The organism is Chryseobacterium sp. SN22 (assembly GCF_008329705.1).
In the GTDB taxonomy this organism is placed as follows: Bacteria; Bacteroidota; Bacteroidia; order Flavobacteriales; family Weeksellaceae; genus Chryseobacterium.
On record NZ_VTSX01000014.1, the window covers coordinates 1 to 26,399 of the forward strand.

A 26,399-nucleotide genomic window follows, 5' to 3' on the forward strand; every position below is an offset into this window, starting at 1 on the left:
GACAATTATTAGAACTTTTTTTTTCATAATTTATTTTAATTGTACGTTTTTTGTATATATTTTACCATTATCTACATTATATTTTCCTGCAGTAATTATATATTCATTGCCTAAAATAATATCTTTATCAAAAACTAATATGTTATCATTCTTTTCGGCTAATTTTATTGCATCATCAGTTAAATTAATTACGGCATAGCCTCCCTGAATATTTTTCACTTGATGGCTAAAAGAAGGATAATACAAACAAATACTTGTACTATAACTATAATGATGTCCAAAGATAGTACCTTCATGTGTTTCTTCATAACAGATTTTTTTTATTCTTATCCTTTGGACAGTTGGTTCGAAAGCAACTTCACCATCTATCACTTTATATAAACCAGCTTTCATCACAGATTCCTGTCCATCTGCTTCTAGGCTATTGTCTTTATCTATAAGAGTAATGTCTTCTTTAACTTCAATTTCAGATCCTGTAAAATCAGAACCATCATTATTTTTTAAATTTACAACGGCTACTCTTTTGCCTGTAACAATATAATGACATTCTTTATCTGACCAAATTTCAATTCCAAATGCGCCAACTGAACAACACGAAATTGTAGTGCAAAATAATAATCTTCGCTTTTTAGATGTGGCATCCCTAGTTGATTCTAATAATTCCTTCGCATCCTTATTAACATAATTTTGAGCAAAGCCAAAACTACTATAGGCTAATGCAATAATACAGATTAACTTAAATAAATTTTTCATAATAATTTAATTTTTAAAATTTTTAATTAATTTTTGTCATATAAACCCTGACATGGGATCTTTGGTAAGTTTTGAAGTGCGCACAACAAAACAAACATTTGTGTTTTTACCTTTCGCAAAGATGTAGTGATTCAATAAATTTTGCAAACAAGGCTTCTCTAAATTGATCAATTTCGAATAGCCACAATTCGAGATTGATCAATTTGGATATTCAAAATGCTGAAAATCAATGTTTAGTATAATTCTCTTTTTTATGAAAATAAAGCTTGAAAATTTGTAATTTTGCATCTCAAGTTATGCACAGATTATATCTCACTTTTCTATTGGCTTTTTGCCAAAGCTTATATTTCTCGCAAAGTATAAAAGGTTTTCATATTCCGGACTCTTTAAAAAGCAAAAACTTCGAGCAGCTAAAGAAGTCTTATGACAAGGTATTTAGAATAGACAACAGCAAGGCTGAATTATATGCAAATACGATTCTCAGCAAAGGAAAGAAGGAGAAGAATAATGATCTTATATATGAGGGATATTATAAAACAGCACATGTTAAAGGACTAAAATCTGAAAATGGACATCCTTATGCAGATACGTTACTCAATATCACGAGAAATATAGATACAAAAGAGTATCCTGCAAAAGCATATATTATAAAAGGTATTTTGTTTAATTATGATTGGAAATATAATGAGGCATTAGATTATTATATTGCTGCTCAAAAATTATCTAAAAACAAAAATCCGGATCAGTTTTATTATATCAAAAAGCTTTTAGGAATTCTAAAAACAGCCACTGATGAAAATAAAGAGGCACTTCCTCTTTTTTTAGAATATTATAACTATCAGAAGCAAAAAGTAAATACAAAAGACAAGGATATTAAAAGTTATATTGGATCTATATTTTCTCTGGCAAATGGCTATAGCAAAAACAAACAATATAAAAATGCTCAGATTTATATTAATATTGGGATCAAAGAATGTAACAGATTTAAGGACTATACCCATTATCCTTACTTTATATCTGCCACAGGGATTGCCAATTATTATTTAAAAAACTATAAAAAGGCTTCTGATAGCCATTTAGAGGCGGAAAAAAGTTTCGTCAAAAATAATGACTATGGAAATCTGGCGATCACTTATTATTTTTTGGGGAAGATTAATTATGATATTCATAAGGAAGAAATTGCCGTAAAATATTTTATTAAAGCAGATTCGGTTTTAGTACTGTCAAAAGACTTTTATCCCATCACCCGTGACGGATATGAAGTCTTAATAGATTATTATAAAAAAACCGGCGATAAAGAAAAACAGCTGCAGTATATTGATAAATTATTTTATGCAGATAGTATAATCAATAATAGTAAACAATATCTTTCAAAAGAAATTTACAAAAAATATGATACGCCTATATTGTTGGAGAAGAAAGAAAAATTAATCAATGAATTAAGCAATAAGAATTTTTTATTGTATTGGTGTTTAGGAATTGGTTTTCTAATTATTTCTGTTTTAGCATATATGTATATAAAAAATAAAAAGAAAATAAAAGAATATAAAAAACAGGCAGAGTTATTACTGGAAAAATCCAAAGAGGTGTCGATAGTTTTGACTGTTCCAAGTCATAAAGTTATAGAAGAAGATAATTTTAAAGAGGAAAAAGTTAAAAGTATACCGGATAAAAAGTTGCAGGATATAAAAACAAAATTAGAGCGCTTTGAAAGTAACAGAGACTTTTTACAAAAAAATATTACTGTGGATGGCTTAGCAAAAGATTTGGGAACAAATCGGGATTATCTTTCGAAGTTGGTGAATGAGCTTAAAGGGAAAAACTTTTCACAATATTTAAATGAGTTACGGATTAATCATATCGTAGAAGAATTAAATAATAATGAAAGACTGAGAAAATATACGATAGCAGCAATAGCGGATGAAATAGGCTATAATAATTCAGAATCTTTTTCCAATGCTTTCAGGAAAATAACAGGTACCTTGCCTTCTTATTATATAAAATTATTGCAGGAACAGGATTGATTTTAAATATTTGAAAAACAATAAATTAAACTAAATTTCATCTCGGAATTTACCAATTTCGAGATACGAATTTTTGATAGCCCGAACAAAAGGAGTTACTTTGCCTTGCAATTAAATACTAAGAAAAATAGATCAAAATGAGAAAAGAAACCGACATTGAAAAAAAACTATCTTTAAAAAAATTACAGCTAACTAAATTAAATCTGATAAGAGGTGGCGATGGAAATGATGGTGGAACGAATGGAGATACTACAAGTAAAAATTGTCCTCCTACTAAACCTGTAAAAGGAACTGTTGGTCTTGATGATGGAGTTACAGTTGCTCCTTAATCGCATAGCCTAACCTGACACTATGAAAACTCAGATTAATTTTTTATTAATGAAAATAACACTATTAATTTTAGTGTTATTTTCATTAAATTTTCAATCACAAAATTATTACTTTAAATTTCCTGGAAATATAGAGAACAGTTCTATTAATGATAATATAAAAAAGTTAAATGTCGAAATCTTAAGAATCTATAAAAATGGTGATAAAATTAAATTTAATGATAATATATTTCGGCTTTATATCCTAAATGGAGATTATAAAAAAGGACTATTTTATTTAAATGAATTAAAAGGCTTTCCTAAATACAAAGGTTTAGACTATCAAGAGATCATTGGAATACAGTTTGAACTATATGCATTATCTAAATTAAGTTCTGAAAATAAATCTTACCGAGATAAATTTGAGAATACATTTAATAGAAAAATAAACTCCATATCAGATAAGTCTAAAATTTATTTAGGCGATTTTTTCAGATATACAGAAGAAGCATTGAAAAATGACATACTTAAATTTATAAAAACCGATGTTGTAAATGACAGTATTTCCGAGGCTAATGCAGTGAAGCTCTGCCGTTATTATATTTCTTATATTATTGCAAAAGAAACCAATCATATTGCACTTCCCTTAATAGAAAAAGTGGATCGGGAAGAATATGCAATAAATGATAGTGTCATTATAAAAACAAAAAGTGGAAATGAGATTTCATTAGGCTTTTTAAGATATAAAAAAGGAGAAAATAAAGTTCCGACAATACTCAACTTTAGTATCTATAACAGAAGAAGGTTGAACAATAATGAAAAGCTCAACTCTTTGAGAGGATACGCAATCGTCAATGCTTATAGCAGGGGAGTTTATTTAAGTCATGATCAAATTACACCCTTTGAATTTGAAATAGAAGATGTAAATGAAGTAATTGATTGGATTACAAAACAATCCTGGAGTGATGGCAAAGTTGGAATGATTGGAGGAAGCTACGATGGTTTTAGCCAATGGGCTGCGGCAAAAAATCTTCACCCCGCTTTAAAAACAATAATTCCTTCGGCTTCAGTAGGCTTCGGAGTTGATTTTCCTATGTATAATAATTGTTTTAGTCCTTATATGTTACGTTGGCTAAGTTATGTAGATAAGAAAACACATTATGAAATTTTCAATGATGAGAAAAAATGGCTTTCTGTGTACAATTCTTATTACAAGAATGGAACTGCATTTAATAAATTAGATAGTATATATGGAAAAACCAATGTTATTTTCCAGAAATGGTTAAAGCATCCGTCTTTTGATGAATATTGGCGGTCTAAAATGCCTTATAAAAGAGACTTTGCAAAAATTAATATTCCTGTTTTAACATTAACAGGTTATTATGATGCTGACCAAAGAGGTGCTATGTACTATTACGATGAACATCACAAATATAACAAGAATGCAAATCATTACTTAGTGATTGGCCCTTATGGACATAGTGGGGTCATATCAGGAATAAATGAAGAATATAATGGATATAAAATTGATTCTGTTGCAAAAATTAATATTGAAGAAATTTCTTTTCAATGGTTTGATTATATTTTGAAGGAAAAGAAAAAGCCGAAATTTTTAAAGGATAAAGTAAATTATCAGGTTATGGGCTCGAATCAATGGAAAAGTGCTTCTAAAATTGATCAAATAAGTAACGGAAATTTAAAATTGTTTTTAAATAAAACAAAACTTGAAGAAACAGAGCCTAAGTTGGATTATATTTCTCAAATGGTAAGTTTTTCAGATAGAGCAGACACTTTACGAAGTTTTAATGATGAAAAAGTATTTAACGATAAGATATCTCCGGAATATTTAAAAGACAGACTGGTTTTCGAGAGTGATGTTTTTGAAAACTCTTTTGAAATAAACGGTAGTTTTACAGGGAATTTAAAGACAGCTATTAATAAAAAAGATATGGATCTTATTTTAACTGTTTACGAAAAATTATCTTCGGGTAAATATCTAAAATTATCACATGAATCTTTTGCACGGGCAAGCTATGCAAAAGATAATACTAAGAGAAATTTGTTACGACCAAATGTTGTAGAAAATATTCCGATAAAAAATACTTTTTTCACCAGCAGAAAAGTAGAAAAAGGAAGTAGAATTATTGTGGTTTTAGGCATTAGAAAGAGTGCAGATACACAAATCAACTACGGCACAGGAAAAGATGTAAGTGAAGAAACCATAGCAGATGCCAAAGAACCTTTGGAAATAAAATGGTATAATGACAGCTATATAGAAATTCCCGTAATGCAAAATTAAAATGTCCCAGTTTCCTTATCAATTTTTTGAAGAGTTCGCTGTCCGTACTCCTTTATTTTCATGCAAAGATTTTCAGAAAATCTTTAGTAATTTGGAAATTTCAAAAAGTAAACTAAAAGAAATTTGTTCCGATCCTATATTTCTGGAAGCTCTTTATCTGGCTTCACCTAATCTTTATGGTGAAGTAAACAAATGGCTTACTTTACAGAAAGAATCTGGATCAAAAGATTTTGAAAAATTAAAAAATACAATACTGAAATATTACAGCCGGATGAGCACGCGCTGTACACCATTCGGCTTGTTTTCCGGAGTAGGCTTAGGACAGTTTGTCCCAGAAAAATCAAGACCTTTCAATAAGGATAATAATGCAGTATCAATGAGTAGCCTGATACGTGATACCAAGCTGGATATGCATTTTCTTGTTTCCCTTGCTCGGCATTTTGAGAAAAGTCCGCAGCTCAGGAACAGGCTTACATTTTATCCGAACAATAGTATTTATAAAGTGGGCCGCAAAATCCGCTATATAGAATTTCAGTATAAGACCGGGAAAAGAGAATACCTTATTTCATCTGCACCGCTTTCCGAAGAACTGCAGCAGGTATTGGATTTTTCCCGGAAGGGGAAAACCATGCAGCAAATTGCACAGATACTGATCAATAAAGAAATAACAAAAGAAGAAGCTGAGGAATTCATTGAAGAGCTAATCGATAATCAGGTTCTTGTAAGTGAGCTGGAGCCTAATGTGTCCGGAACCGATTTCTTCGACATTATACTTTCTGTTCTTAATAAAATAAATGCAGAACATGAAGTACAGATTTTAACATCAACTAAAAAAAAGCTTGAAGAGATTGATCGTATTATAGGAAATCCCATTTCTCTTTATACAGAAATTGAAGAACTGATCCGTTCTTTTACAATAGATTATGAGCAGAAATATTTGTTTCAGACAGATCTTTATCGTGGGGCTGAGTTCACATTAGCCCCAGCCTGGAAAAAAGAATTAAAGAAAGGAATTTGCTTTCTGAATAAAATAACGTTACCACAAAAAGAAACTCAGCTTGAGCAATTTAAAAAAGCATTTTTAGAAAGGTTTGAAACTCAGGAAGTCCCTTTGTTAAATGCTCTTGATACCGAGATTGGGGTCGGATATCTTCAAAATAATTCGGCAAAGGGAATTCATCCTTATCTGGAAGATCTAAAGTTTCAGGGTTCCGGAAAAAAACAAAATTTACAGTTGACATTCAATTCTATTCACGGAATACTAAATGAAAAATTACAGGAAGCCTTATTAGAGCAGCAATATACAATTGAGCTTTCGGATGAAGATTTTAAAGATACCAATGACGAGAACTGGGATGATCTTCCCGGAACAATTTCTTTTATGGCTGAAATTATTTCAGATCATGGTGAGGAAAAGATGATACTGAGCGGCAGTACGGGAAGAAGTGCGGCCAATCTTTTAGGAAGATTTAGTTCAGAAAAATTGAAAGTCAGAGATTTAGCACAAATCATAGCAAATAAAGAAGAAGAATTTTATAGCGAATATATTCTTGCTGAAATTATTCACCTTCCGGAAGCAAGAATAGGAAATATTGCAAGAAGGCCGACCTTAAGGAAATACGAGATTCCCTTTCTTGCACAATCAGTTTTATCAGCTGATCATCAAATACCCGTAGATGATCTGCTTATTTCCGTGAAAAATAACAGAGTTGTATTACGGTCAAGGAAATTAAATAGGGAAATTAAGCCATATCTTACCAATGCCCATAATTATTCTGCCAACACTTTACCGGTCTATCATTTTTTGGCTGATCTCCAATTTCAAGATATTAGATGGGGGCTGTATTTCAACTGGGGTGGTCTAGATAATATTTATAAATTTCTGCCGCGGGTTGAATATAAGAATATAATTTTATCAAAAGCGTATTGGAATATAACAGAAAAAGACCTTGCTTTTTTATCTGAAAAACATGTAAACAAGAATCGTTTAATTTCAGAACTGAGAGCGTGGAGACTGAAAAGGAAAATTCCTGTTTGGATTCAATTGGTGAAATCAGACAATACTTTACCTGTTAATCTGGAAAACTATGATATGGCATCCCTTTTTTTACAAACCGTAAAAAAAGAAAAGACAATTATAATAGAAGAATTTTTGTACAATGAAAATGATGCTTATAAACGTGAATTCATTTTTCCTATGTACAAAATAAAAGCACTAAATAATGATGAAAAGAAAATTCGATCCGGGAAGCGAATGGTTATATCTTAAAATTTACACCGGGATAAAAACTGCTGATCTTATTTTAGAAGAATCGATAGGAAGCGTAGTACTGTTTTTAGAAGAAAAAAATTATATATTCAAATGGTTTTTCATTCGTTACAACGATCCGAAACCCCATCTTAGAATAAGATTTTTGCTAACAGACACAGAAAATTATAATGAAGTTTTAAAAAGTGTCACTGCTTCTCTTCAAAGTTTTACAGAAAGCGGAGAGATATCAGACATTGTCATAGATTCTTACAAAAGGGAGATTGAACGTTATGGAGAAAATACCATAGAAGATGCCGAAACATTGTTTCACAGTAACGCTAAGCTCACCCTGCAATGTTTGCATTATAATGATGAAGAAAAGATTATCGTGAGTTTGTTTCTGATTGATCAGATACTAAATAAAATTAACCTGTCTGTTCACGAAAAACTGGAATGGATCAGAAATTTTAGTGAAGCCTTTAAAAGAGAATTTAATGCAGATAAAAAACTTAATTCCCAGCTGGATAAAAAATACAGGAACTTTAAACCCAAATATTCGGATTTCTTAACTTCAGATGAATTTTCAGAAGATAGAAATGTAATCACAGCTAACATTGCAGACAGCTGTATGGCTTTATGTAATATTATTAATCATAATGCAAATCAATCTTTAGGAATTATTTTATCAGATCTTTTTCAGAGTATATTCCATATGAATATCAACAGGATTTTTATTTCTAATCAGAGACTGTTTGAGATGATCATTTATGATTATTTGCTGAGATATTATAAATCAGTTGCATTTTATGATGTTCATCAATCGTTATATTAATATTCAAAAGTTCTCTCGATTTAACAGGATAGAGACAAAAGGAATCACGCAACATTTAAAATTATAAAAAACAAAACCGCCGGAAACTTCCGGCGGTTTTGTTTATCATATTTTGTTAAATTCTATCTGAGGAGTCTAATGACAATTCACCTTACTATGCTCATGCGAGCTGTGATCTCCCGGCAAATGGCAGTCGCCCTGATTATCTTTAGAAACCGTCATGGCTTCTGCTCTGGGGGAAATGTAAGGAATGCCCAATTCTAAACCTCTGACAATAAACAGTCCTCCTAAAATAATCATGACAACCGGGATGGCTTTCAAGACTTTTACCCGGAAAGCCTGATTCATCAGGTTTCCCACCAAAACAACGGCAAACATAAACGGAAGGGTTCCCAATCCGAATAAAGCCATATATGATGCTCCCTGCCATATTCCTCCGCTTGCAAGGCTTGCGGTTAGAGCCATATAGACCATTCCGCAGGGTAAGAATCCGTTCAGTAGACCAGTGGTAAATCTGGAACGGTAATCTGCTTTCTGAAGCAATTTTCCGAGATTCGATTTTACTTTAAATAAAAATTTAGAAATAAAAGGAATCTTCGAGGCAAAATCTTTACCGCCAAAGGAAAACAGCGCCATGACAATCAATAAAATTCCTACCGCAATGGTAAGGTATTTTTGAAACCCGGCCATTTCAAATCCTTCGCCGATAATTCCCAGGATTGCTCCCAAAAGAGAATACGTAAAGATCCTTCCGAATTGGTACGTCAGGTTCTGAAGATAATAGTTCGTGGCCTGTTTCTTCGTTAATCCCATCGAAAGCGCAATTGGCCCGCACATTCCCACACAGTGGAATCCTGAAGCGAAACCTAATCCAATAGCCGATACAATAAGTGCTATTTCCATATCACATCATAATCGATTCGGTAGTCGGTCTTATCTTTGGTCCAGCTTAATCGCAACGTATAATTTCCCATTTTCAAAACCTGGGAAGGAATGATAAAAGATCGGTTGGCATCCAGCTGTACGGCTTTATGAACGTCGAGATTTTGGTCATCGGTTCTGTTTAATACAAATTTTACCGTAGTATTGGAGTTGTTGTAATCTTGTGGAAAAGTAATTTTAATACCTGCTTTATCCTGGCTATATACCGGTTTTTCCTGAAGCTTATCAGCTCTCTTCTTAGCATCGATGACATCCTGGTATTTCAGTTCTTCCTCATAGTAATTATCCGTTACCATTTCAGAATTTTTCTGTCCGTTCGGGAAAAGAAACAACATCGACAAAATAAATATAATAAATGCTGCTAATGCGATGAATACGCCATGCCCCCAACTAAAATTTTTCATTTCTTTCTGTATTGTTGTAAAAAAGCCTCACGACCAATCATTAGATCGTGAGGATATCTGATAGTTAAAATTGTAATTTAAAAGGTCCTTCAAAGTAAGTCTGGTAAGAGTCAATCAGCTTGCCGTTCAAATCATAAACTCCAATAGTGATATTCTGTTTGGAAAGATTCATCTCACTTTCAGGGAAACTGATATTTACTGTCCCTTTGGTGATTTTATCTCTTTCTACAGAAATTTTGCTTGACCCGCTGTAGATTACCTCTCCATGCTTCGGTTCAATAACTTTAATAGTTACTGTTTTCTTATCATTCGTTTTATTAAGGAAAGTATAGTTGTAGGTATTGGTAATATTTCCGTCTCTCACAAAGAAAGTGCTTCCTGCAGGCTTGATGAATTTAGCTTCCATCTCACCTCTGTTATACAAGAGATATCCTAAAAAGGCTGTCAAAAATACAAGAATTACTGCAAACCCTTTCATTCTTCCTGAGAATTTAAACTCAGTCTGTTTCTCGATCTCGTTTTCGGTAGCGTACCGGATCAGCCCTTTCGGCAATCCTACTTTTTCCATGACTTCATCACACGCATCAATACAGGCCGTACAGTTTACACATTCCAGCTGCTGTCCGTCTCTGATGTCGATTCCGGTAGGACAGACCACAACACATTGATGGCAGTCGATACAATCTCCTTTACCAACAGCTTTCCGGTCTTCACCTTTTCTCCATTTTGCCCTGTTTTCACCTCTGTTGAAATCATAGAATACATTCACCGTGTCTTTATCAATCAATACGCCCTGTAATCTTCCGTATGGGCAGACTAAAGTACATACCTGCTCTCTGAACCAGGCAAATACAAAGTAAAAGGCTGCCGTAAGGAGAATCATTACGATAAAATTGGTAGGGTGGGCGAATGGTCCTTCAGATACGATTCTGATTACTTCCTTATAACCCACAATATACATGAACATAAAATGGGTAATGATCAAAGAAATAAAAATGTAAATCGTCCATTTCAGTCCTCTCTTCCAGATCTTTTCGGTATTCCATTCCTGTCGGTCGAGCTTCATCTGCTTATTCCGGTCTCCTTCGATCGCATATTCTATTTTACGGAAAATCATTTCTAGGAAAATTGTCTGAGGGCAGATCCACCCGCAGAAAATTCTACCGAAAGCAATCGTGAATACAATAATAAATATCAGAGATGCTATGGCTCCCAAAGTAAGGATGAAAAAATCCTGAGGGTAGAAGGGTTGTCCGAATATAAAGAACTCCCTGTCGATCACATTAAATAAGATCAGCGGATTCCCATTAATTTTAATAAATGGTACCGCAAAATAAATCAATAATAAAATATAGCTTACAATATGTCTATAGTTGGTAAATTTTCCTCGGGGTTTCCTAGGATATACCCATTTCCTTTTCCCGGACTGATCCATGGTGCCTATAGAATCTCTGTAAGTTTCAGGGTCCAGAACCTGGCCCTGTCCGCCGCGTGCTTCTGTTTCTTCTATGTTTGACATTTGCAATAGTATTTAAAAAAGAAAAACATAATTCGTTACTATTTTTATTCTAATAACAAATTATGTTTCTCATATGCTTAATTTTTATTTAAAATTATTCTTTTTCCCAATGCGCTTCAGGTCCCTGAGGAGCTGCACCGCCCTGAGCTTCTGTTACCGGAGGTAATTCCTGGTTGATATGGTATACATAAGCTGCAATTTTTTCAATTTCAGCTCCCGAAACCTCTCCGTTTTTACCAAAGGCTCTCATCGCAGGATTATTAGGAGATCCGTTCCAGTCCATATGGAAGACGTTTTTAAATAACGTTTTCTCAGGCTGGTTGATCCAGTATTTGTCGGTAAGGTTCGGGCCTATACCGCCGCTACCGTCTTCCTTGTGACAAGATGCACAGTTGGTTTTAAACAATTCCTTACCTTCTGCAATATTATCGGCTGAATATTTAGCTGTTTCGATTGTTACAGGAGGCTGGGTTTTGTTATATAGATCAATTGCTGCAATCTGCTCTTTATATTCCTGCTCGTACTCGTTGATCGGGTGAGCGAAATCGGTAAAGGAGTAGGCTGCTACATACAGAATACAAAAAACGGTCCCAAAATAGAACAGGCCTACCCACCACTTCGGCAATTGGTTATCCAATTCCATGATTCCGTCAAAACCATGGTCGATAAGGATATCTTTTTCCTCAGCGGCAGACTGCTTTTTGAATGCTGCGTCGTATAGTCTCTTTAAATAAGGTACTTTTTTCTCAGCTAAATAAGCTGCTTTTTCTTCAGGAGATAATTTTTTGAACTTGTTGTTTTCAACAAGGTCTCCGATAGCTCCGTGGATGTAAGCCAGGATACCGGCAATGATCACGGTTCCCCAGAAATAAGGTGAGCTTAAGAACTGATAACTTTGTACAAACAGATAGTAAAAAATAACTAACAGTACTACTATGATTAGGATGTTTATAACAACCGGTGTTCTTTGTTTCATAATAAAATTAATTTTTTAAATTAAAATCGTCATCCTGATCATCCTGCAAAGGAGCTTCTTCTTCTTCCTTATAATATTTTTTAGGCTTGCTAAAAACATAAATTACCAGGCTGATGAAGAACAGCAAAAAGAAAATCAGAGCCAACGTCTGGTAAAAACCAGCATTGTCAGTGTTGGATAAGATGTCTTTAAAATTCTGCGGAATCATGATGTGAACCTTTAATATTAGTTATTACTTGCTGTTTTAATTTCCGTGGTCTTAATATCCGTTCCTAGTCTCTGAAGATAAGAGATCAGTGCTACCACTTCTTTTTTCTCCAGTTCTCCTTTAGGTCTCTTTGCATAAGCCTGCTTCAAATCCGGTGCCTCAGACATAATATCTCTTACGATTTTTGAAGCCTGGTTGTTAGCCCATGAATTAGCAGAGTCAATTTCAGCTTTGGTGTAAGGTACTTCGAAAGCATTCTTCATCAGCTTCATCTTGTCTACCATTTTAGACCGGTCAAGATCAGTAGCGATCAGCCAAGGATAACGTGGCATGATGGAACCTGCAGAAGTCGATCTTGGGTTATACATATGTTTGTAATGCCAAGAACTTGGGTTTTTACCACCTTCTCTATGCAAATCCGGTCCGGTTCTTTTTGATCCCCAAAGGAAAGGTCTGTCATAAACGAATTCCCCTGCTTTGGAATACTGTCCGTTCTTACCGTTGAATCTTACGATCTCGTCTCTGAACGGTCTTACCATCTGGGAGTGACAGGCGTTACATCCTTCTCTGATATAAATATCCCTACCTTCCAGTTCAAGCGGAGAATATGGCTTTACTGCTGAAATCGTCGGTACACTTTTCTTAAGGGAAAGTGTAGGGATAATTTCCACCATACTACCGATTGAGATTGTTAATAAAGATAGGATTCCCATCAATACTGGAGTTCTCTCCAGCCAAAGGTGAGTTCCTTCTCCCTCCTTACGTTTTCCGCTGATGTTCGCTAACGCCGGAGCTTCTGCCGGTACATCTTTCTGGAATGATCCTTTTCTCACCGTTGCTACCAGGTTCACCACCATTAAAATCGCTCCTGAAAGATAGAACAATCCTCCTACGAATCTCATTTTAAAGTAAGGGATGATCGCCGTTACAGTGTCCAGCCAGTTTTTCCAAACCAAAGTTCCGTCCGGATTGAACTGTTTCCACATCAACCCCTGCGTGAAACCTGAAATATACATCGGTACTGCATAGAAAATGATACCCAATGTTCCTAACCAGAAATGCCAGTTAGCCAGTTTTACAGAATATAATTTCGTTCTCCAAAGGATCGGGATCAGGTAATAGATTACCCCGAATGCCATGAAACCATTCCATCCAAGAGCACCTAAGTGTACGTGTCCGATTACCCAATCGGTGAAGTGACCGATTTTATTAATGTTTTTTGTTGCCAAAAGCGGACCTTCAAAAGTGGCCATTCCATAACACGTTACGGCTACCACGAAGAATTTAAGAATAGGATTTTCTCTTACTTTATCCCAGGCACCTCTTAAAGTCAGAAGCCCGTTCAGCATCCCTCCCCATGACGGTGCGATAAGCATGATCGAAAACCCTGTTCCTACAGCCTGAGCCCAGGCCGGAAGAGCGGTATACTGAAGGTGGTGAGGACCAGCCCAGATGTATACGAAGATTAATGACCAGAAGTGAATGATCGATAATTTATAAGAGAATACCGGCCGGTCTGCTGCTTTCGGTAAGAAATAATACATTAAACCAAGTACCGGTGTCGTAAGAACGAATGCTACGGCATTGTGTCCGTACCACCATTGTACGATAGCGTCTTTTACCCCTGCATAAGCCGAATACGATTTCCATCCTGTAAAAGACAGAGGAACCTCCAGGTTGTTGAAGATGTGCAGCATGGCTACTGCAATCCAAGTACCTACATAGAACCAGATGGCCACATAAAGGTGTCTTACCCTTCTTTTTGCAATGGTCAGGAACATATTTGCTCCGAAAATAATCCATGAGAAGGCGATCAGAATATCAATCGGCCATTCATGCTCTGCATATTCTTTGGAAGTATTAATTCCCATAAAGAATGTAACGTAAGTTACCAGGATCATAATCTGCCATGTCCAGAAATGGATCCATGATAAGGTGTCGCTGTACATTCTTGTTTTTAATAATCTCTGTAAAGAGTAGTAAACCCCTACATAAACCACATTCATTACGAATGCAAAAATTACAGTGGTCGTGTGCAACATCCTGATCCTTCCGAATCCGAATGCACCATGCGTATTTATCAATCCGTCGATACCGCCACCCAAACTTTTAATGGTAGTATCATCAGTCCCGAAAAAGAATTCCGGAAGCTCAGGATAGAAAAGCATTAATGCCGCCGTAAGCCCGAATAAAAACCCTATGATCCCGAAAGCTACGGTCGCATAGAGGAATGCCCGGACAATACTGTTGTCATAACTAAACTTTTGTGTTTCCATATCAACTATTCACTTTTATCTTCAATTTTATTATTTTCTCCTTTTTCTTTTGTGTTTTCTTTGTTGTTAGGTTCTTCTTTTTCCTTGATTTCATCGGAGTCGAACAGAATTCTCACAGCCGGGGACTCATCATCCTCAAACTGCCCTTTTCTTGCGTATATGATAAACACAACCAGGAAAACAGCAGCCAAAGAAACGCTGCAAAGGATCATTAAATACAGAATATCCATTAGACAACAAAATTAACCTATTTTCGGGGTTCAAATTTAATGAAAAATAATGACTTTCATCACGAAATACGGCTTTTAGCTAATTTAAAATCAGTCTAAATAAGCATGTTTAAGGCCGCTTTTTAAAATATTTTCTGCCCAGGATCCAGGTGGAGAGTGTTGTAAAGGAAACTACCGTAATTGAACTTGCGGGCATGATGAGCGCAGCAAAGAGAGGATGCATATGTCCTGTCACCGCGTAACTTAAACCAACGATATTGTAAAGAAAACTAATTATAAATGTGATTTTCACAATCGTGATCGAGCCTTTGCACACATTCAGGTACCGGTCGAGTTCCACTACCTTTTCCCCATTCATGATCACATCCGATGAAGGGGTAAAGCTATTGGAATCATCGGCAATTGCAATACCTACATTGCTCTGTTTCAGTGCGCCTGCGTCATTTAGCCCATCACCCAGCATAGCTACTTTCATCTTCTGGTTTTGAAGGTTCTGAATGTAGTTCAGCTTATCTTCAGGGTTTTGGTTAAATGCCATCGCCTTATAATTCGGAATCAGCTCTTTCAGTTGGCTTTCCTCTGAGGCATTGTCGCCGCTTAGAATATAAACTTTGTATTGGGTCAGCTTTCTGAACAGGTCTTTCAGGTTCTCACGGTATTCATTTTTAAAAATGAATTTCCCCAAAAACTGATTATTCTTACTGACATATACGGCAGTCTCAAGGTTTTTGGATTCCTGATTGTTATATTTTGCCGAACCGATCTTGTAAACATTTCCTCTTACACTTGCTTCATACCCTTTTCCTGAAATCTCTCTGAAATGCTCCGCCGGGAAATATTCATCCTTTACTTCAATAAATTCATACAGGGACTTGGAAAGCGGATGATTGGAATTCTTTAATAAAGTTTTGATATTCAACAGATCAGATTCGGAAATCTCCGTGCCTTCAAATCTGATATTCGATTTTTTACGATGGGTAATCGTTCCTGTTTTATCAAAAACAATCGTATCCAGTTTTGCGATTTTTTCAATCGTTAAGGTATCCTTCACATAGAATTTATTCCTGCCCAGAATCCTCATAATGTGTCCGAACGTAAACGGAGCCGACAAAGCAAGCGCACAGGGACAGGCAATAATCAGAATAGCTGAAATGACTTGGAACATTTTCTCGAGATCAACGGTCGCCCAGTAAATTCCTGCAACAAGCGCAATGCCTAAAATAATGAACGTGAAATATTTACTGATGGTATTCGTCAGCGTATCAAGTCCTGTTTCATGCTTTTTAAAGGCTTCTTTATTCCACAGCTGAGTCAGGTAGCTTTGGTCAACATCCTTGATTACTTCCAGTTCCAGCGATGAGCCAATCTGTTTTCCTCCGGCAAAGATCTTATCTCCCGGCTGCTTGCTGATGCTTTCGCTTTCCCCAGTGATGAAACTGTTGTCGATATTTCCTTCCCCATTGATCAGAATAGCATCTACCGGAATGATTTCCTGGTTTCTTACTAATATCCGGTCTCCGACTTTTACATCGGAAAGCAGGATGTTTTCCTGTTTTCCCTCAAAATCCACTTTCGTTACGGCAATCGGGTAAAACGATTTGTAATCCCGGTCGTATGAAAGCGCATTGTAGGTTCTTTTCTGGAAGATCTTACCCAGCAGCATGAAGAACAGAAGTCCGCACAGCGTGTCGAAATAGCCCGGACCGTAATTGGTGGCCACTTCGTACAGGCTTCGTCCGAAAAGCACAATGATTCCCAGTACAATCGGGACATCGATATTTACGATCCTGTTTTTAAGACCGTACCAGGCCGATTTATAATAATCCGATGCGGAATACACCACCACCGGAATCGCCAGTAAACACATCAAAGCTCTGAAAAGCCCTTTGTAATGCTCCATCCAGTAATCTTCGCCGCCGATGTATTCCGGAAAAGCCAGGAACATCCCGTTTCCGAAAGCAAATGCGGCAATGGCAAATTTTACCAGTAAGGATTTATCTAAATTTTCAACGTTTTTATCCGCTGTTTCAAGGCTGATGACAGGCTTATATCCTAAATTAGTTAAAAAACTAGCTAATTCGCTTAATTTTAATTCATTGTGATTAAAAGAAATCTGTAAGGTCTTTCTTGTAAAATTAACCTGGGAATATTTGATATTTTTGTTCAGGGTATGCAGGCTTTCCAGCAGCCAGATACATGAAGAACAATGAATAACGGGAATCTTGAAAGTCACCAGGCTGGTGCCGCCTTCCGAAAAATCCGTTACCTTATCAAAAATTTCCTGGGTGTCCAGGTATTCAAACTGTGAGGAGCTTTCGTCCGGACGGATCCCGGCCCGTTTATTTAATTCGTAAAAATTACTTAAGTTGTTGGTATTTAGAATTTCATAAACCGACTTGCAACCGTTGCAGCAGAAAGTCTTTTCATCAAACAGAATTCTTTCCTTTTCGATCCCCTGACCACAATGAAAACAGTTCTCGCTCACCTCCATAAATTATTGAACTACAAAATTATAACAATTTTTTTTGTTTATCGAGTTTAAAAGTTCTATTTTTGTGATAAATGTCATATAGAATGTCGCAGGAACAACAGATTGCAATTGAAGAGAGATTTGCCAGGGTTTTTAGTGATAAATCGTTCAAGGAAAGGCTTTCCAGCGCCGATTTTGAGAAATACATCAACGGTAAAAAGAAATTCTCTTTTCAGAAGCATGAAACTATTTTCGAAGACGGCGAAACACCGAAAGGCGTTTTTGTGTTGGAAAAAGGGGCTGCCAAGCTTTCCAAATCGGGAGCTTTCGGAAAAGACCAGATTTTACGGTTCATCAAAGAGGGCGATATCATCGGTTACCGCTCTTTGCTTTGCGGTGAAAACTTCCAGGCCAAGGCCGAAGCGATGACGGATATTGAAGCTACTTTTCTGCCGGCAGACATTTTCATGTATCTTCTGGAAGTTGATCCTCAGCTTTCTTTTGTAATGCTTCAGAAAATTGCCTACGAATTGGGGGAATCTTCCAATACCATTACCTTCCTGGCGCAGAAGACTGTCCGTGAAAGGCTGGCTGAAATCCTGCTGCTCCTCGAGCAGAAATTAGGTGTTGATCCGGAAGGCTTCATCAAAATTTCTTTAACGAGAGAAGAAATTGCCAACATTATCGGTACGGCTACCGAAAGTGCCATCCGCCTGATCTCCGAATTCAAAGGAGACCAGCTCATCGAAGTAGACGGGCGGAACATCAAAATTCTCAACCACGACAAATTAATGAAACTCGGTCACGTAGTTTTATAAATCATAAAAAACTTTAAGTCGGCTCAGTGCCGACTTTTTAACTTTTAAAAAATAGATACGTTATGTCTGTTCACTCTGAAATTAAAAAAGTTACCACAGAAACCTTGCGTAAAATGAAATTCGACAAGGAAAAAATAACGATGCTTACGGCATATGATTATACCACTGCGAAAATGGTGGATGCAGGAGGAATTGATGCTGTTCTGATCGGAGATTCTGCAGCGAATGTAATGGCAGGTTTTGAAACGACACTGCCCATTACCCTGGACCAGATGATCTACCATTCCCAAAGTGTGGTGAGAGGAACCGACAGGGCATTGGTGGTGGCCGACCTACCTTTCGGAACGTACCAGAGCAATCCTGAAAAGGCCCTGGAATCTGCAGTAAGGATGATGAAGGAAGGCGGTGCGCATGCTGTAAAGATCGAAGGTGGAAAGGAAATTTCAAAATCAATCAAGAAAATCATCAATGCAGGGATTCCGGTGATGGGCCATTTGGGATTAACCCCACAGTCGATTTACAAATTCGGGACCTATAAAGTAAGAGCAAAAGAAGAGGCGGAAGCGGAAAAACTGATTGCCGATGCACAGCTGCTGGAAGAATTAGGATGCTTTGCCGTGGTTTTAGAAAAAATCCCTGCGGATTTAGCTAAAAAAGTAACGGAAGCGGTTTCAATTCCTACCATTGGAATCGGGGCCGGGGCCCATTGTGACGGCCAGGTGCTGGTCTATCACGATATGGTGGGGATGAATAAAGGCTTCAGCCCGAAATTTTTAAGAAGATACCTGGATCTGTATACGGAAATCACCGGTGCCGTAGCGCAGTATGTAAAAGACGTAAAAGGCCAGGATTTCCCTAACGAAAGCGAAAGTTATTAATTCATGAGAAACCAACAGCAAACCCAGGGGGTTATTTCCATCATCGCATTGTTCTGCCTTGTTGTAGGATGGTTCAATCTTTTTTCCCCGGAAATCAATAATTTATTATCACGGAAAATTTTTTACGTTCTTATCGGAATCAGCTTCTTTCTGCAGGCTCCTTCCTTAAAGAACAGGAATTTCGTCTATGGAATGTATGCGGCCGCAGCCGTTTGTGTGCTGGGAGGATTACTGATCCCGGTAGGCTCAAGAATGGAATCTCTGAAAACCCTTGCCGTTTTTGTAGGCCTTATTCTTACATTTTCAGGCAGACAAGGTTATCGTCAATAGCGTATGGAGGAACAGATTGTATACGAAGATAACCATCTTCTGGTGATCAACAAAAAGGTCGGACAGCTAGTACAGGGGGACAAAACCGGCGACGAATCCTTATTGGAAGCCATTAAGAATTTCATAAAAAAAAGGGACGAAAAACCGGGGAATGTATTTCTCGGGCTGGTTCACCGGATCGACCGGCCGACTTCAGGGTTGGTTATTTACGCTAAAACGTCCAAGGCATTATCACGTCTGACACAGATGGTGAAAAACCGCGAAATTAAAAAAACATACTGGGCGGTAGTAGCAAAGGAAATGGTCCCCAAAACCCAGAGGCTGGTCCATTACTTAAAGAAAAATGAAAAGAACAATAAAGCCATTGTTTTCCCGAAAGCCACGGACGGTGCCAAAGAAGCGATTCTTACCTACCAGGTGATTAAAGCTTTGGAGAATTACCTTCTGCTGGAAATCGATCTTGAAACAGGGAGGCATCATCAGATCCGGGCCCAGTTATCCAAAACCGGCGTGCCTATTAAAGGTGATCTGAAGTACGGGGCTCCTCGCTCAAATCCCGATGGCGGAATCAGCCTTCACGCCCGGAAACTGGAATTCATCCATCCCGTGACCAAAGAAAATATAGAAATCACAGCACCGGTTCCGCAGAATGATGCCGTCTGGAGGGCTTGTGAAGATTAACTTAACATGATTACGGTATAATAAAGGGTTAAAAATATTTGATTACTAAGATATTAAATGCTTATCGGTAACGTCGGCCTTAACCCGATATAGTTATATTAAAGGTGTCTAAATTAACATCAGTCCGGATATTTTTGCAATGCAGCAGAGAAAAATTGTATCAAGAATTTTATAAATGAAACCTTCAATCGATAATTCGGAAACTTCGAATGGGTTCATTTATTAAATATTTGATATTTAAATAAATAGCATCGGGTTCACGTTAAATAAGCATTTAACTACAGTTATTCTTACTGATTAGAAACAATGCCGGTCTGCTGCTTCATACTCCGTTATGATGTTAGCAAAAACTTCCGGCATCCGGCTTGCCTCTTCCAGCCTCTATGCATAATGTATTGATTGTAAAATATATCCGTATAAATACCTACTGAAAAGACGGGATTTTCCCGGGCAGGGCTTTGCTTTTTTTAATAATTTTACGGGAGTAATTTTAAAACAAAAACCATGCTTACACTCGGACAATTAAAAGAAGCCACCTGCTCTAAATCAGACTATGCTTCCAGGTTTTTACCTTATGTAATCGAAACGTGCAATAAATTTTCCATCAACACACCTTCGAGAATGCTTAATTTCCTGGCACAGGTCGGACATGAAAGCGGCGGACTTTTTTACACGGAAGAACTGGCCAGCGGAAGTGCTTATGAAGGCAGAAAAGATTTGGGAAATACCCAGAAAGGCGACGGAATAAAATTCAAAGGCCGCGGCCTCATTCAGATTACCGGAAGAACCAATTACCAGGCGGTTTCCAAATCACTGGGCACGGATTTTATTGCGAATCCAACCCTTCTTGGCGGAAAAAACGTTACCAAATGCAGCAATGCCCAACTGGAAAACGCAGCGGAAAGTGCCGGATGGTTCTGGAATGCCCGGAAACTGAACGATCTTGCCGATCAGATTGATATCACCAAAAGCATCGATAGCGGAAACAATCTTGTGGTTTTTAAGAAAATCACCAAAGCCATCAACGGAGGCTATAACGGATTGCCGGACCGGCTGAACCGCTATAAAGCGGGACTGACTTATTTTCTTTAATAAAAGACATTTGTGACAAAGATTATCTCAACGGATAATCTTTTTTTTGGTCTGAATTGTATAGCCTTGAATTTCCAGCTCCATCATCCGGCCACCATCTTTCATCATCATCCTTTAAAAAAAATTTGCCCGTTCAGAAAAAATGGCTACCTTCGTCTCAGACTTTAGGGGTGTCTGTTGAAAAAGCAGGCTGAGAATTACCCTTTGAACCTGATCCGGATCATACCGGCGTAGGGAAAAGTGCAATGACTTTGCCGTACATTCTATTGTACCGTCATGGGCATTCCTAAAGCAGATAAAAAATTTAGGAATGGAACTCACAATCAACTACACCCAAAAAACTTTTGATGTACTTCCTGCTACACTGGAAGTATTACTGGCTATGGAACTTCCTCAAAAGCAGAAAGGCATTGCCGTAGCCCTTAACAACTGTATTATTCCGCAGCATTCCTGGCCGGAGACATTGCTCAATGACAAAGATTCTATTTTAATCATCACTGCCACTCAGGGCGGTTAATCCCAATAAAAACAAATTATATGGCTCATAACATCACCCGTTCGCCTTTTCCGAACTCAAAAAAAATCTACGTGAAAGGGGAAATCCATCCCATCCAGGTAGCAATGCGTGAAGTAGAACTCAGTCCAACGAAACTTTCCAACGGAACACGGGAACACAACCCGCCGGTTACTGTTTACGACACTTCGGGACCGTATACCGATGAAAATTCTGAAATCGACATTGAAAAGGGGCTTCCCAGGATCAGGGAACAGTGGATCCTGGACCGGAACGATGTCGAAATCCTGGAGGGCATTACCTCAGAATACGGTAAGACAAGGCTCGCCGACCCGAAACTGGATGAACTTCGGTTTTCTTACAACCATAAACCGAAAGTAGCGAAAGAAGGAAAGGAAGTTACCCAATTGTATTACGCCAAACAGGGAATCATCACTCCTGAAATGGAGTACATCGCCATCAGGGAAAACCAAAGGATCGAACAGCTGGAGACCGTTCCTGACGAAATGGCTTTCCAACATGCCGGAAACAGTTTTGGAGCGAGAACACCCAAAGGTAAAATCACTCCCGAATTTGTAAGGGACGAAATTGCTGCGGGAAGGGCCATTATTCCCAACAACATTAACCATCCGGAAAGTGAACCGATGATTATCGGAAGAAATTTTTTGGTGAAAATCAATGCCAACATCGGGAACAGTGCCGTTTCCTCAGGTATTGAAGAAGAAGTTGAAAAAGCGGTCTGGGCCTGCCGGTGGGGTGCCGATACGATCATGGACCTTTCCACCGGAAAAAATATCCATGAAACAAGGGAGTGGATCATCCGAAACAGCCCGGTTCCTATCGGTACCGTGCCGATTTACCAGGCACTGGAAAAAGTAAAGGGAGTCGCGGAAGACTTAACCTGGGAAATTTTTAAAGATACGTTAATCGAACAGGCGGAACAGGGCGTTTCCTATTTCACCATTCATGCCGGTGTCCTGTTGAGGTATATCCACCTGACGGCAAAACGGGTAACCGGGATTGTTTCCAGAGGCGGTTCGATTATGGCCAAATGGTGCCTTTTCCATCATAAGGAAAACTTCCTGTACGCGCATTTCGAAGAGATCTGCGAGATCATGAAACAATACGATGTTGCTTTTTCCCTGGGAGACGGTCTCCGTCCGGGTTCCATTGCCGATGCCAATGATGAAGCGCAGTTTGCAGAATTGGAAACATTGGGAGAGCTTACAAAGATTGCCTGGAAGCACAACGTTCAGGTAATGATCGAAGGCCCTGGCCATGTTCCGATGCACATGATCAAGGAAAATATGGACAAGCAGCTGGAAGAATGTCACGAAGCTCCTTTTTATACCTTAGGGCCTCTGACAACGGATATTGCACCGGGATACGATCACATCACTTCCGGTATCGGTGCGGCTATGATCGGCTGGTTCGGCTGTGCCATGCTGTGTTATGTAACTCCGAAAGAACATCTTGGGCTTCCGAACAGGGACGATGTAAAAGTTGGTGTAATTACCTATAAGCTGGCTGCCCATGCGGCAGATCTGGCAAAAGGCCATCCCGGAGCGCAGTACAGAGACAATGCATTGAGTAAGGCAAGGTTTGAATTCCGTTGGGAAGACCAGTTCAACCTTTCGCTGGATCCGGAGACCGCAAGATCTTACCATGATGAAACCCTTCCTGCCGACGGCGCCAAGGTGGCACATTTCTGCTCGATGTGCGGACCGAAATTCTGCTCGATGAAAATCACCCAGGAAATCCGTGAGTCTGCCGAAAAAGGAATGCTGGATAAATCCCAGGAATTCATCGAAAAAGGGAAGGAGATTTATATATGATCATTGTAATCACCCCTGAACAACCCGTCCCGAATGAAATTGAAATCATTAATGAATTGTTTCAGGAAGGGCTGGAGTTGCTTCATGTGAGAAAACCGGTGATGGATGCCGCAGCGATGAGAAATTATATAAAAAATATTGATTCCGGCTACCATGAACAGCTGGTTCTGTACAGCCATTATATCCTGGCTGAAGAATTTGGTACTTCCAGGCTCTACTTTAAAGAATCGGAAAGACCGAATATTCCGGATCATTTTTTTGAAGAATATATCGTATCGACTTCCGTGCATAGCATTAATTGCTTCAATACACTAGACGCCCGGTGGGAATACGCGCTGATCAGTCCGGTCTTTCCGAGTATTTCCAAAAGAGGTTATGGAAACGGTACGAAAATTCTGGAAAGCATCCGGCAGCGGGAAAATGACGATTCGGGACTTATTGCCTTGGGCGGCATCAATAAACATAACATCAAGACGGTTTTTTCAGAAGATGTTGACGGAGCCGCTTTGCTGGGAGCAATCTGGGAAAGTAAAGAACCTTTAAGAACATATATTCAATGCAGGGAGAACGCCCTTTTGTTATGACCGTTGCCGGCTTCGACCCAAGCGGCGGAGCAGGGATCCTTGCCGACTGTAAAACTTTTGAACAGCTAAGGGTCCAGGGATTAGGCGTGTGTACGGCCATGACAGTACAAACTGAAAACAGATGTTTAAATCTGGAATGGCAGCCCTTGGAACAGGTGGTGTCAGCCCTTGGGATTTTAATAAAAGAATATCCGGTTAAGGCAGTCAAGATCGGAGTGGTAAAGGATGCTGAATTTTTAAATGAGATTATCAATACCATTAAACTCCATGCTCCCGAAGCAAAGGTTGTCTGGGATCCGGTGCTGAAAAGTACTTCTGAGTTTACCTTTTTTGATTTGAATACGGTATCACAATTAAAAAATATTTTAAACCAAATGGATCTGATCACTCCCAATTATAATGAAAACCAGATTTTGCTGGATAGCAACCTGTTTGACCAGGAGGGGAGTTCCTGTGCGGTTCTGATTAAAGGAGGGCACCGGAAAGACTTGCCGGGAACCGATGTTCTTTGGGAGAAGGGTAAAGAAATTTTTATTTACCCAAATGAGAGAATATTAACTTATTATCCTAAACACGGCTCGGGCTGTGTGCTGTCATCTGCTATCGCGGCGCATCTGGCGAAAGGAGAACATATGGAAACTGCCTGCCGGCAAGGAAAAGAATACATTGAAAAATTTTTAACGGGTACTCCCGGTTTGCTGGGATTCCATTCCTGAAAAATTTCTTTATTAAATTAAAAAATAAAATGGAAAAACTACAATATATTTCGCAGGGCTTTACACAAGCCGAACAGGAATTCAATATTAAAAATGCCTTAGACAACGGGATCCAATGGATACAGGTCCGTTGGAAAAATTCTACTGAAAAAGAATTGATCAGACTTTGTGAAAATGTAAAAAAGCTCTGTTCGGAATACAAATCGGTGTGTATCATTAACGATCATGTTAAAATAGCAAAGGAGATCGATGCGGATGGCGTTCATTTAGGTTTGGATGACATGGCTGTTGAAGCAGCAAGATCTGTCTTAGGAGAAACCAAAATCATCGGTGGTACGGCAAATACATTTTCTGATGTCCTTCAGCGGATAAACGAATCCTGCGACTATATAGGTCTGGGGCCTTTACGTTTTACCTCAACTAAAGAACAGCTGAGCCCGGTCCTGGGTTTTGACGGCTATGAAACAATCATCAGGAACCTTCGGGAAAAATCAATTGAAATTCCAAAAATATTTGCAATCGGAGGAGTGGTTTTGGATGATATCAGACGGCTGCAGCAATCCGGGATTTACGGTGTGGCTGTTTCAGGGCAGATTACAAACCAGCCTTCGATGATCGGTGCATTTAGAAATGCTTTGTATCAGGAGGATATGATTTTACAAAACGGATAAAAATTTACCTATGAATAATCAGAATTTAATTATTGCCGGCCGGACTTTTGAATCAAGACTGTTCCTGGGAACCGGGAAGTTCGGTAACCTTTCGGAAATGACGGATTCCATCATCGCTTCAGGCAGCGAACTGGTAACCATGGCTTTAAAAAGGATCGATTCCCAATCGCAGGAAGACGATCTGCTGAATGCCTTAAAACCCACAAAAGCACATCTGTTACCGAATACTTCAGGCGCAAGAACGGCCAAAGAGGCAGTACTGGCTGCGGAATTGGCGCGGGAAGCCCTGGAAACAAACTGGGTTAAACTGGAAATCCACCCCGATCCTAAATACCTGCTCCCTGATCCGATTGAGACCTTATATGCGACGGAAGAACTGGCCAAATTAGGTTTTGTGGTAATGCCTTATATTCATGCTGATCCGGTATTGTGCAAACGCCTGGAGGATGTGGGAACAGCTGTTGTTATGCCATTGGGTGCACCGATCGGAACCAACAAAGGTCTGAAAACCCTGGATTTTTTAGAGATTATTATCAGCCAGAGCAACGTTCCAGTTGTCGTGGATGCCGGGATAGGAGCGCCTTCCGACGCGGCAAAAGCGATGGAAATGGGCGCCGACGCAGTGCTGGTGAATACGGCGATTGCCGTTGCCGGAGATCCCGTGCGCATGGCTTTAGCTTTTAAAGAGGGTGTTGTTGCCGGAAGAAGGGCATACGAATCAGGGTTGGGAGCCGTTTCAAAACATGCGGAAGCATCAAGCCCGCTGACTTCTTTTTTGTTTGATTAAA

At 38.4% G+C, this 26,399-nt stretch carries 25 protein-coding genes and 1 riboswitch; of the genes, 16 read left to right on the forward strand and 9 right to left on the reverse strand.

Annotated features, from left to right (window positions below):
* Positions 1-30: 30 nt before the first annotated feature.
* On the reverse strand, positions 31-753 hold the full coding sequence (locus tag FY557_RS10680) for a hypothetical protein (RefSeq protein ID WP_149247244.1): 723 nt from the start codon (positions 751-753) through the stop codon (positions 31-33).
* Between the two features lie 296 nt (positions 754-1,049).
* Between FY557_RS10680 and FY557_RS10685 the strand changes: the two genes are divergently transcribed.
* The 5 genes from FY557_RS10685 (at position 1,050) to FY557_RS10705 (ending at position 8,467) form a co-directional block, all read left to right on the forward strand.
* Entirely contained in the window at positions 1,050-2,777 is a 1,728-nt protein-coding gene (locus FY557_RS10685; protein ID WP_149247245.1) for a helix-turn-helix domain-containing protein, read from the forward strand.
* 137 nt (positions 2,778-2,914) lie between these two features.
* A complete protein-coding gene (locus FY557_RS10690) occupies positions 2,915-3,106 on the forward strand; it encodes a hypothetical protein (RefSeq protein ID WP_149247246.1) in 192 nt (63 codons plus the stop codon).
* 49 nt (positions 3,107-3,155) lie between these two features.
* The gene (locus FY557_RS10695) at positions 3,156-5,384 is read left to right on the forward strand and encodes a CocE/NonD family hydrolase (protein WP_185151703.1); all 2,229 of its coding nucleotides are present in this window, start codon (positions 3,156-3,158) and stop codon (positions 5,382-5,384) included.
* Between the two features lies 1 nt (position 5,385).
* On the forward strand, positions 5,386-7,653 hold the full coding sequence (locus FY557_RS10700; protein ID WP_149247248.1) for a lantibiotic dehydratase family protein: 2,268 nt from the start codon (positions 5,386-5,388) through the stop codon (positions 7,651-7,653).
* Positions 7,607-8,467 carry a thiopeptide-type bacteriocin biosynthesis protein gene (locus tag FY557_RS10705; RefSeq protein WP_228451772.1) on the forward strand — a complete coding sequence of 287 codons (861 nt, stop codon included), beginning with the start codon at positions 7,607-7,609 and terminating at the stop codon, positions 8,465-8,467. The genes FY557_RS10700 and FY557_RS10705 overlap by 47 nt, the downstream gene beginning before the upstream one ends.
* A gap of 135 nt (positions 8,468-8,602) precedes the next feature.
* Here FY557_RS10705 and FY557_RS10710 read toward each other — a convergent pair whose 3' ends face one another.
* The 8 genes from FY557_RS10710 to FY557_RS10745 form a co-directional block, all read right to left on the reverse strand.
* Complete coding sequence (locus FY557_RS10710; RefSeq protein WP_149247250.1) at positions 8,603-9,370, reverse strand: sulfite exporter TauE/SafE family protein; 768 nt, start codon at positions 9,368-9,370, stop codon at positions 8,603-8,605.
* The gene (locus FY557_RS10715; protein WP_149247251.1) at positions 9,361-9,813 is read right to left on the reverse strand and encodes a FixH family protein; all 453 of its coding nucleotides are present in this window, start codon (positions 9,811-9,813) and stop codon (positions 9,361-9,363) included. The genes FY557_RS10710 and FY557_RS10715 overlap by 10 nt, the downstream gene beginning before the upstream one ends.
* 64 nt (positions 9,814-9,877) lie before the next feature.
* Positions 9,878-11,332, reverse strand: a complete 1,455-nt coding sequence (gene ccoG, locus FY557_RS10720) for a cytochrome c oxidase accessory protein CcoG (RefSeq protein WP_149247252.1) — start codon at positions 11,330-11,332, stop codon at positions 9,878-9,880.
* Between the two features lie 94 nt (positions 11,333-11,426).
* On the reverse strand, positions 11,427-12,308 hold the full coding sequence (locus tag FY557_RS10725) for a cbb3-type cytochrome c oxidase N-terminal domain-containing protein (protein ID WP_149247253.1): 882 nt from the start codon (positions 12,306-12,308) through the stop codon (positions 11,427-11,429).
* A 7-nt stretch (positions 12,309-12,315) separates the two neighbouring features.
* Positions 12,316-12,516: a CcoQ/FixQ family Cbb3-type cytochrome c oxidase assembly chaperone gene (locus tag FY557_RS10730; RefSeq protein ID WP_146940745.1), complete on the reverse strand. Its 201-nt coding sequence runs from the start codon at positions 12,514-12,516 to the stop codon at positions 12,316-12,318.
* 17 nt (positions 12,517-12,533) lie between these two features.
* Complete coding sequence (ccoN, locus tag FY557_RS10735) at positions 12,534-14,792, reverse strand: cytochrome-c oxidase, cbb3-type subunit I (protein WP_149247254.1); 2,259 nt, start codon at positions 14,790-14,792, stop codon at positions 12,534-12,536.
* A 5-nt stretch (positions 14,793-14,797) separates the two neighbouring features.
* Entirely contained in the window at positions 14,798-15,022 is a 225-nt protein-coding gene (ccoS, locus tag FY557_RS10740) for a cbb3-type cytochrome oxidase assembly protein CcoS (protein WP_149247255.1), read from the reverse strand.
* A 109-nt stretch (positions 15,023-15,131) separates the two neighbouring features.
* Entirely contained in the window at positions 15,132-17,507 is a 2,376-nt protein-coding gene (locus FY557_RS10745; protein WP_149247256.1) for a heavy metal translocating P-type ATPase, read from the reverse strand.
* 89 nt (positions 17,508-17,596) lie between these two features.
* Here FY557_RS10745 and FY557_RS10750 point away from each other — a divergent pair, with 89 nt between their 5' ends.
* From FY557_RS10750 to FY557_RS10800, 11 genes are all read left to right on the forward strand, one after another.
* Positions 17,597-18,310 (forward strand): Crp/Fnr family transcriptional regulator, encoded by a 714-nt coding sequence (locus FY557_RS10750; protein ID WP_149247257.1) that lies wholly within the window; start codon positions 17,597-17,599, stop codon positions 18,308-18,310.
* A gap of 62 nt (positions 18,311-18,372) precedes the next feature.
* Positions 18,373-19,188 (forward strand): 3-methyl-2-oxobutanoate hydroxymethyltransferase, encoded by an 816-nt coding sequence (gene panB / locus FY557_RS10755; RefSeq protein WP_149247258.1) that lies wholly within the window; start codon positions 18,373-18,375, stop codon positions 19,186-19,188.
* A gap of 3 nt (positions 19,189-19,191) precedes the next feature.
* Positions 19,192-19,518, forward strand: coding sequence for a hypothetical protein (locus FY557_RS10760; RefSeq protein ID WP_149247259.1), 327 nt, complete (start codon positions 19,192-19,194; stop codon positions 19,516-19,518).
* Between the two features lie 3 nt (positions 19,519-19,521).
* The gene (locus FY557_RS10765) at positions 19,522-20,199 is read left to right on the forward strand and encodes an RluA family pseudouridine synthase (protein ID WP_149247260.1); all 678 of its coding nucleotides are present in this window, start codon (positions 19,522-19,524) and stop codon (positions 20,197-20,199) included.
* A 504-nt stretch (positions 20,200-20,703) separates the two neighbouring features.
* On the forward strand, positions 20,704-21,291 hold the full coding sequence (locus tag FY557_RS10770) for a glycoside hydrolase family 19 protein (protein ID WP_149247261.1): 588 nt from the start codon (positions 20,704-20,706) through the stop codon (positions 21,289-21,291).
* 156 nt (positions 21,292-21,447) lie between these two features.
* Positions 21,448-21,545, forward strand: a riboswitch (TPP riboswitch).
* A 56-nt stretch (positions 21,546-21,601) separates the two neighbouring features.
* Positions 21,602-21,808, forward strand: a complete 207-nt coding sequence (gene thiS / locus FY557_RS10775; protein WP_149247262.1) for a sulfur carrier protein ThiS — start codon at positions 21,602-21,604, stop codon at positions 21,806-21,808.
* Positions 21,809-21,828: 20 nt separating this feature from the next.
* Positions 21,829-23,640 (forward strand): phosphomethylpyrimidine synthase ThiC, encoded by a 1,812-nt coding sequence (gene thiC / locus FY557_RS10780; protein WP_149247263.1) that lies wholly within the window; start codon positions 21,829-21,831, stop codon positions 23,638-23,640.
* On the forward strand, positions 23,637-24,224 hold the full coding sequence (locus FY557_RS10785) for a thiamine phosphate synthase (RefSeq protein WP_149247264.1): 588 nt from the start codon (positions 23,637-23,639) through the stop codon (positions 24,222-24,224). Before thiC ends, FY557_RS10785 begins: the two co-directional genes overlap by 4 nt.
* Positions 24,197-24,940 carry a hydroxymethylpyrimidine/phosphomethylpyrimidine kinase gene (locus tag FY557_RS10790; RefSeq protein ID WP_149247265.1) on the forward strand — a complete coding sequence of 248 codons (744 nt, stop codon included), beginning with the start codon at positions 24,197-24,199 and terminating at the stop codon, positions 24,938-24,940. The genes FY557_RS10785 and FY557_RS10790 overlap by 28 nt, the downstream gene beginning before the upstream one ends.
* A gap of 29 nt (positions 24,941-24,969) precedes the next feature.
* Positions 24,970-25,611, forward strand: coding sequence for a thiamine phosphate synthase (locus tag FY557_RS10795; RefSeq protein WP_149247266.1), 642 nt, complete (start codon positions 24,970-24,972; stop codon positions 25,609-25,611).
* A gap of 10 nt (positions 25,612-25,621) precedes the next feature.
* Complete coding sequence (locus FY557_RS10800; RefSeq protein WP_149247267.1) at positions 25,622-26,398, forward strand: thiazole synthase; 777 nt, start codon at positions 25,622-25,624, stop codon at positions 26,396-26,398.
* The last annotated feature ends 1 nt before the right edge of the window (position 26,399 follow it).

Excerpts from the sequence above, each read along its gene's own strand:
- FY557_RS10750 (WP_149247257.1), top strand. The coding sequence starts at position 17,597 with ATGTCGCAGGAACAACAGATTGCAATTGAAGAGAGATTTGCCAGGGTT.
- FY557_RS10760 (WP_149247259.1), top strand. The coding sequence starts at position 19,192 with ATGAGAAACCAACAGCAAACCCAGGGGGTTATTTCCATCATCGCATTG.
- FY557_RS10710 (WP_149247250.1), bottom strand. The coding sequence starts at position 9,370 with ATGGAAATAGCACTTATTGTATCGGCTATTGGATTAGGTTTCGCTTCA.
- thiC (WP_149247263.1), top strand. The coding sequence starts at position 21,829 with ATGGCTCATAACATCACCCGTTCGCCTTTTCCGAACTCAAAAAAAATC.
- FY557_RS10690 (WP_149247246.1), top strand. The coding sequence starts at position 2,915 with ATGAGAAAAGAAACCGACATTGAAAAAAAACTATCTTTAAAAAAATTA.
- FY557_RS10700 (WP_149247248.1), top strand. The coding sequence starts at position 5,386 with ATGTCCCAGTTTCCTTATCAATTTTTTGAAGAGTTCGCTGTCCGTACT.
- FY557_RS10685 (WP_149247245.1), top strand. The coding sequence starts at position 1,050 with ATGCACAGATTATATCTCACTTTTCTATTGGCTTTTTGCCAAAGCTTA.
- FY557_RS10785 (WP_149247264.1), top strand. The coding sequence starts at position 23,637 with ATGATCATTGTAATCACCCCTGAACAACCCGTCCCGAATGAAATTGAA.
- ccoS (WP_149247255.1), bottom strand. The coding sequence starts at position 15,022 with ATGGATATTCTGTATTTAATGATCCTTTGCAGCGTTTCTTTGGCTGCT.
- thiS (WP_149247262.1), top strand. The coding sequence starts at position 21,602 with ATGGAACTCACAATCAACTACACCCAAAAAACTTTTGATGTACTTCCT.
- ccoN (WP_149247254.1), bottom strand. The coding sequence starts at position 14,792 with ATGGAAACACAAAAGTTTAGTTATGACAACAGTATTGTCCGGGCATTC.
- ccoG (WP_149247252.1), bottom strand. The coding sequence starts at position 11,332 with ATGTCAAACATAGAAGAAACAGAAGCACGCGGCGGACAGGGCCAGGTT.
- FY557_RS10715 (WP_149247251.1), bottom strand. The coding sequence starts at position 9,813 with ATGAAAAATTTTAGTTGGGGGCATGGCGTATTCATCGCATTAGCAGCA.
- FY557_RS10795 (WP_149247266.1), top strand. The coding sequence starts at position 24,970 with ATGGAAAAACTACAATATATTTCGCAGGGCTTTACACAAGCCGAACAG.
- FY557_RS10695 (WP_185151703.1), top strand. The coding sequence starts at position 3,156 with ATGAAAATAACACTATTAATTTTAGTGTTATTTTCATTAAATTTTCAA.
- FY557_RS10680 (WP_149247244.1), bottom strand. The coding sequence starts at position 753 with ATGAAAAATTTATTTAAGTTAATCTGTATTATTGCATTAGCCTATAGT.
- FY557_RS10790 (WP_149247265.1), top strand. The coding sequence starts at position 24,197 with ATGCAGGGAGAACGCCCTTTTGTTATGACCGTTGCCGGCTTCGACCCA.
- FY557_RS10770 (WP_149247261.1), top strand. The coding sequence starts at position 20,704 with ATGCTTACACTCGGACAATTAAAAGAAGCCACCTGCTCTAAATCAGAC.
- FY557_RS10800 (WP_149247267.1), top strand. The coding sequence starts at position 25,622 with ATGAATAATCAGAATTTAATTATTGCCGGCCGGACTTTTGAATCAAGA.
- FY557_RS10730 (WP_146940745.1), bottom strand. The coding sequence starts at position 12,516 with ATGATTCCGCAGAATTTTAAAGACATCTTATCCAACACTGACAATGCT.
- FY557_RS10765 (WP_149247260.1), top strand. The coding sequence starts at position 19,522 with ATGGAGGAACAGATTGTATACGAAGATAACCATCTTCTGGTGATCAAC.
- FY557_RS10705 (WP_228451772.1), top strand. The coding sequence starts at position 7,607 with ATGATGAAAAGAAAATTCGATCCGGGAAGCGAATGGTTATATCTTAAA.
- FY557_RS10725 (WP_149247253.1), bottom strand. The coding sequence starts at position 12,308 with ATGAAACAAAGAACACCGGTTGTTATAAACATCCTAATCATAGTAGTA.
- panB (WP_149247258.1), top strand. The coding sequence starts at position 18,373 with ATGTCTGTTCACTCTGAAATTAAAAAAGTTACCACAGAAACCTTGCGT.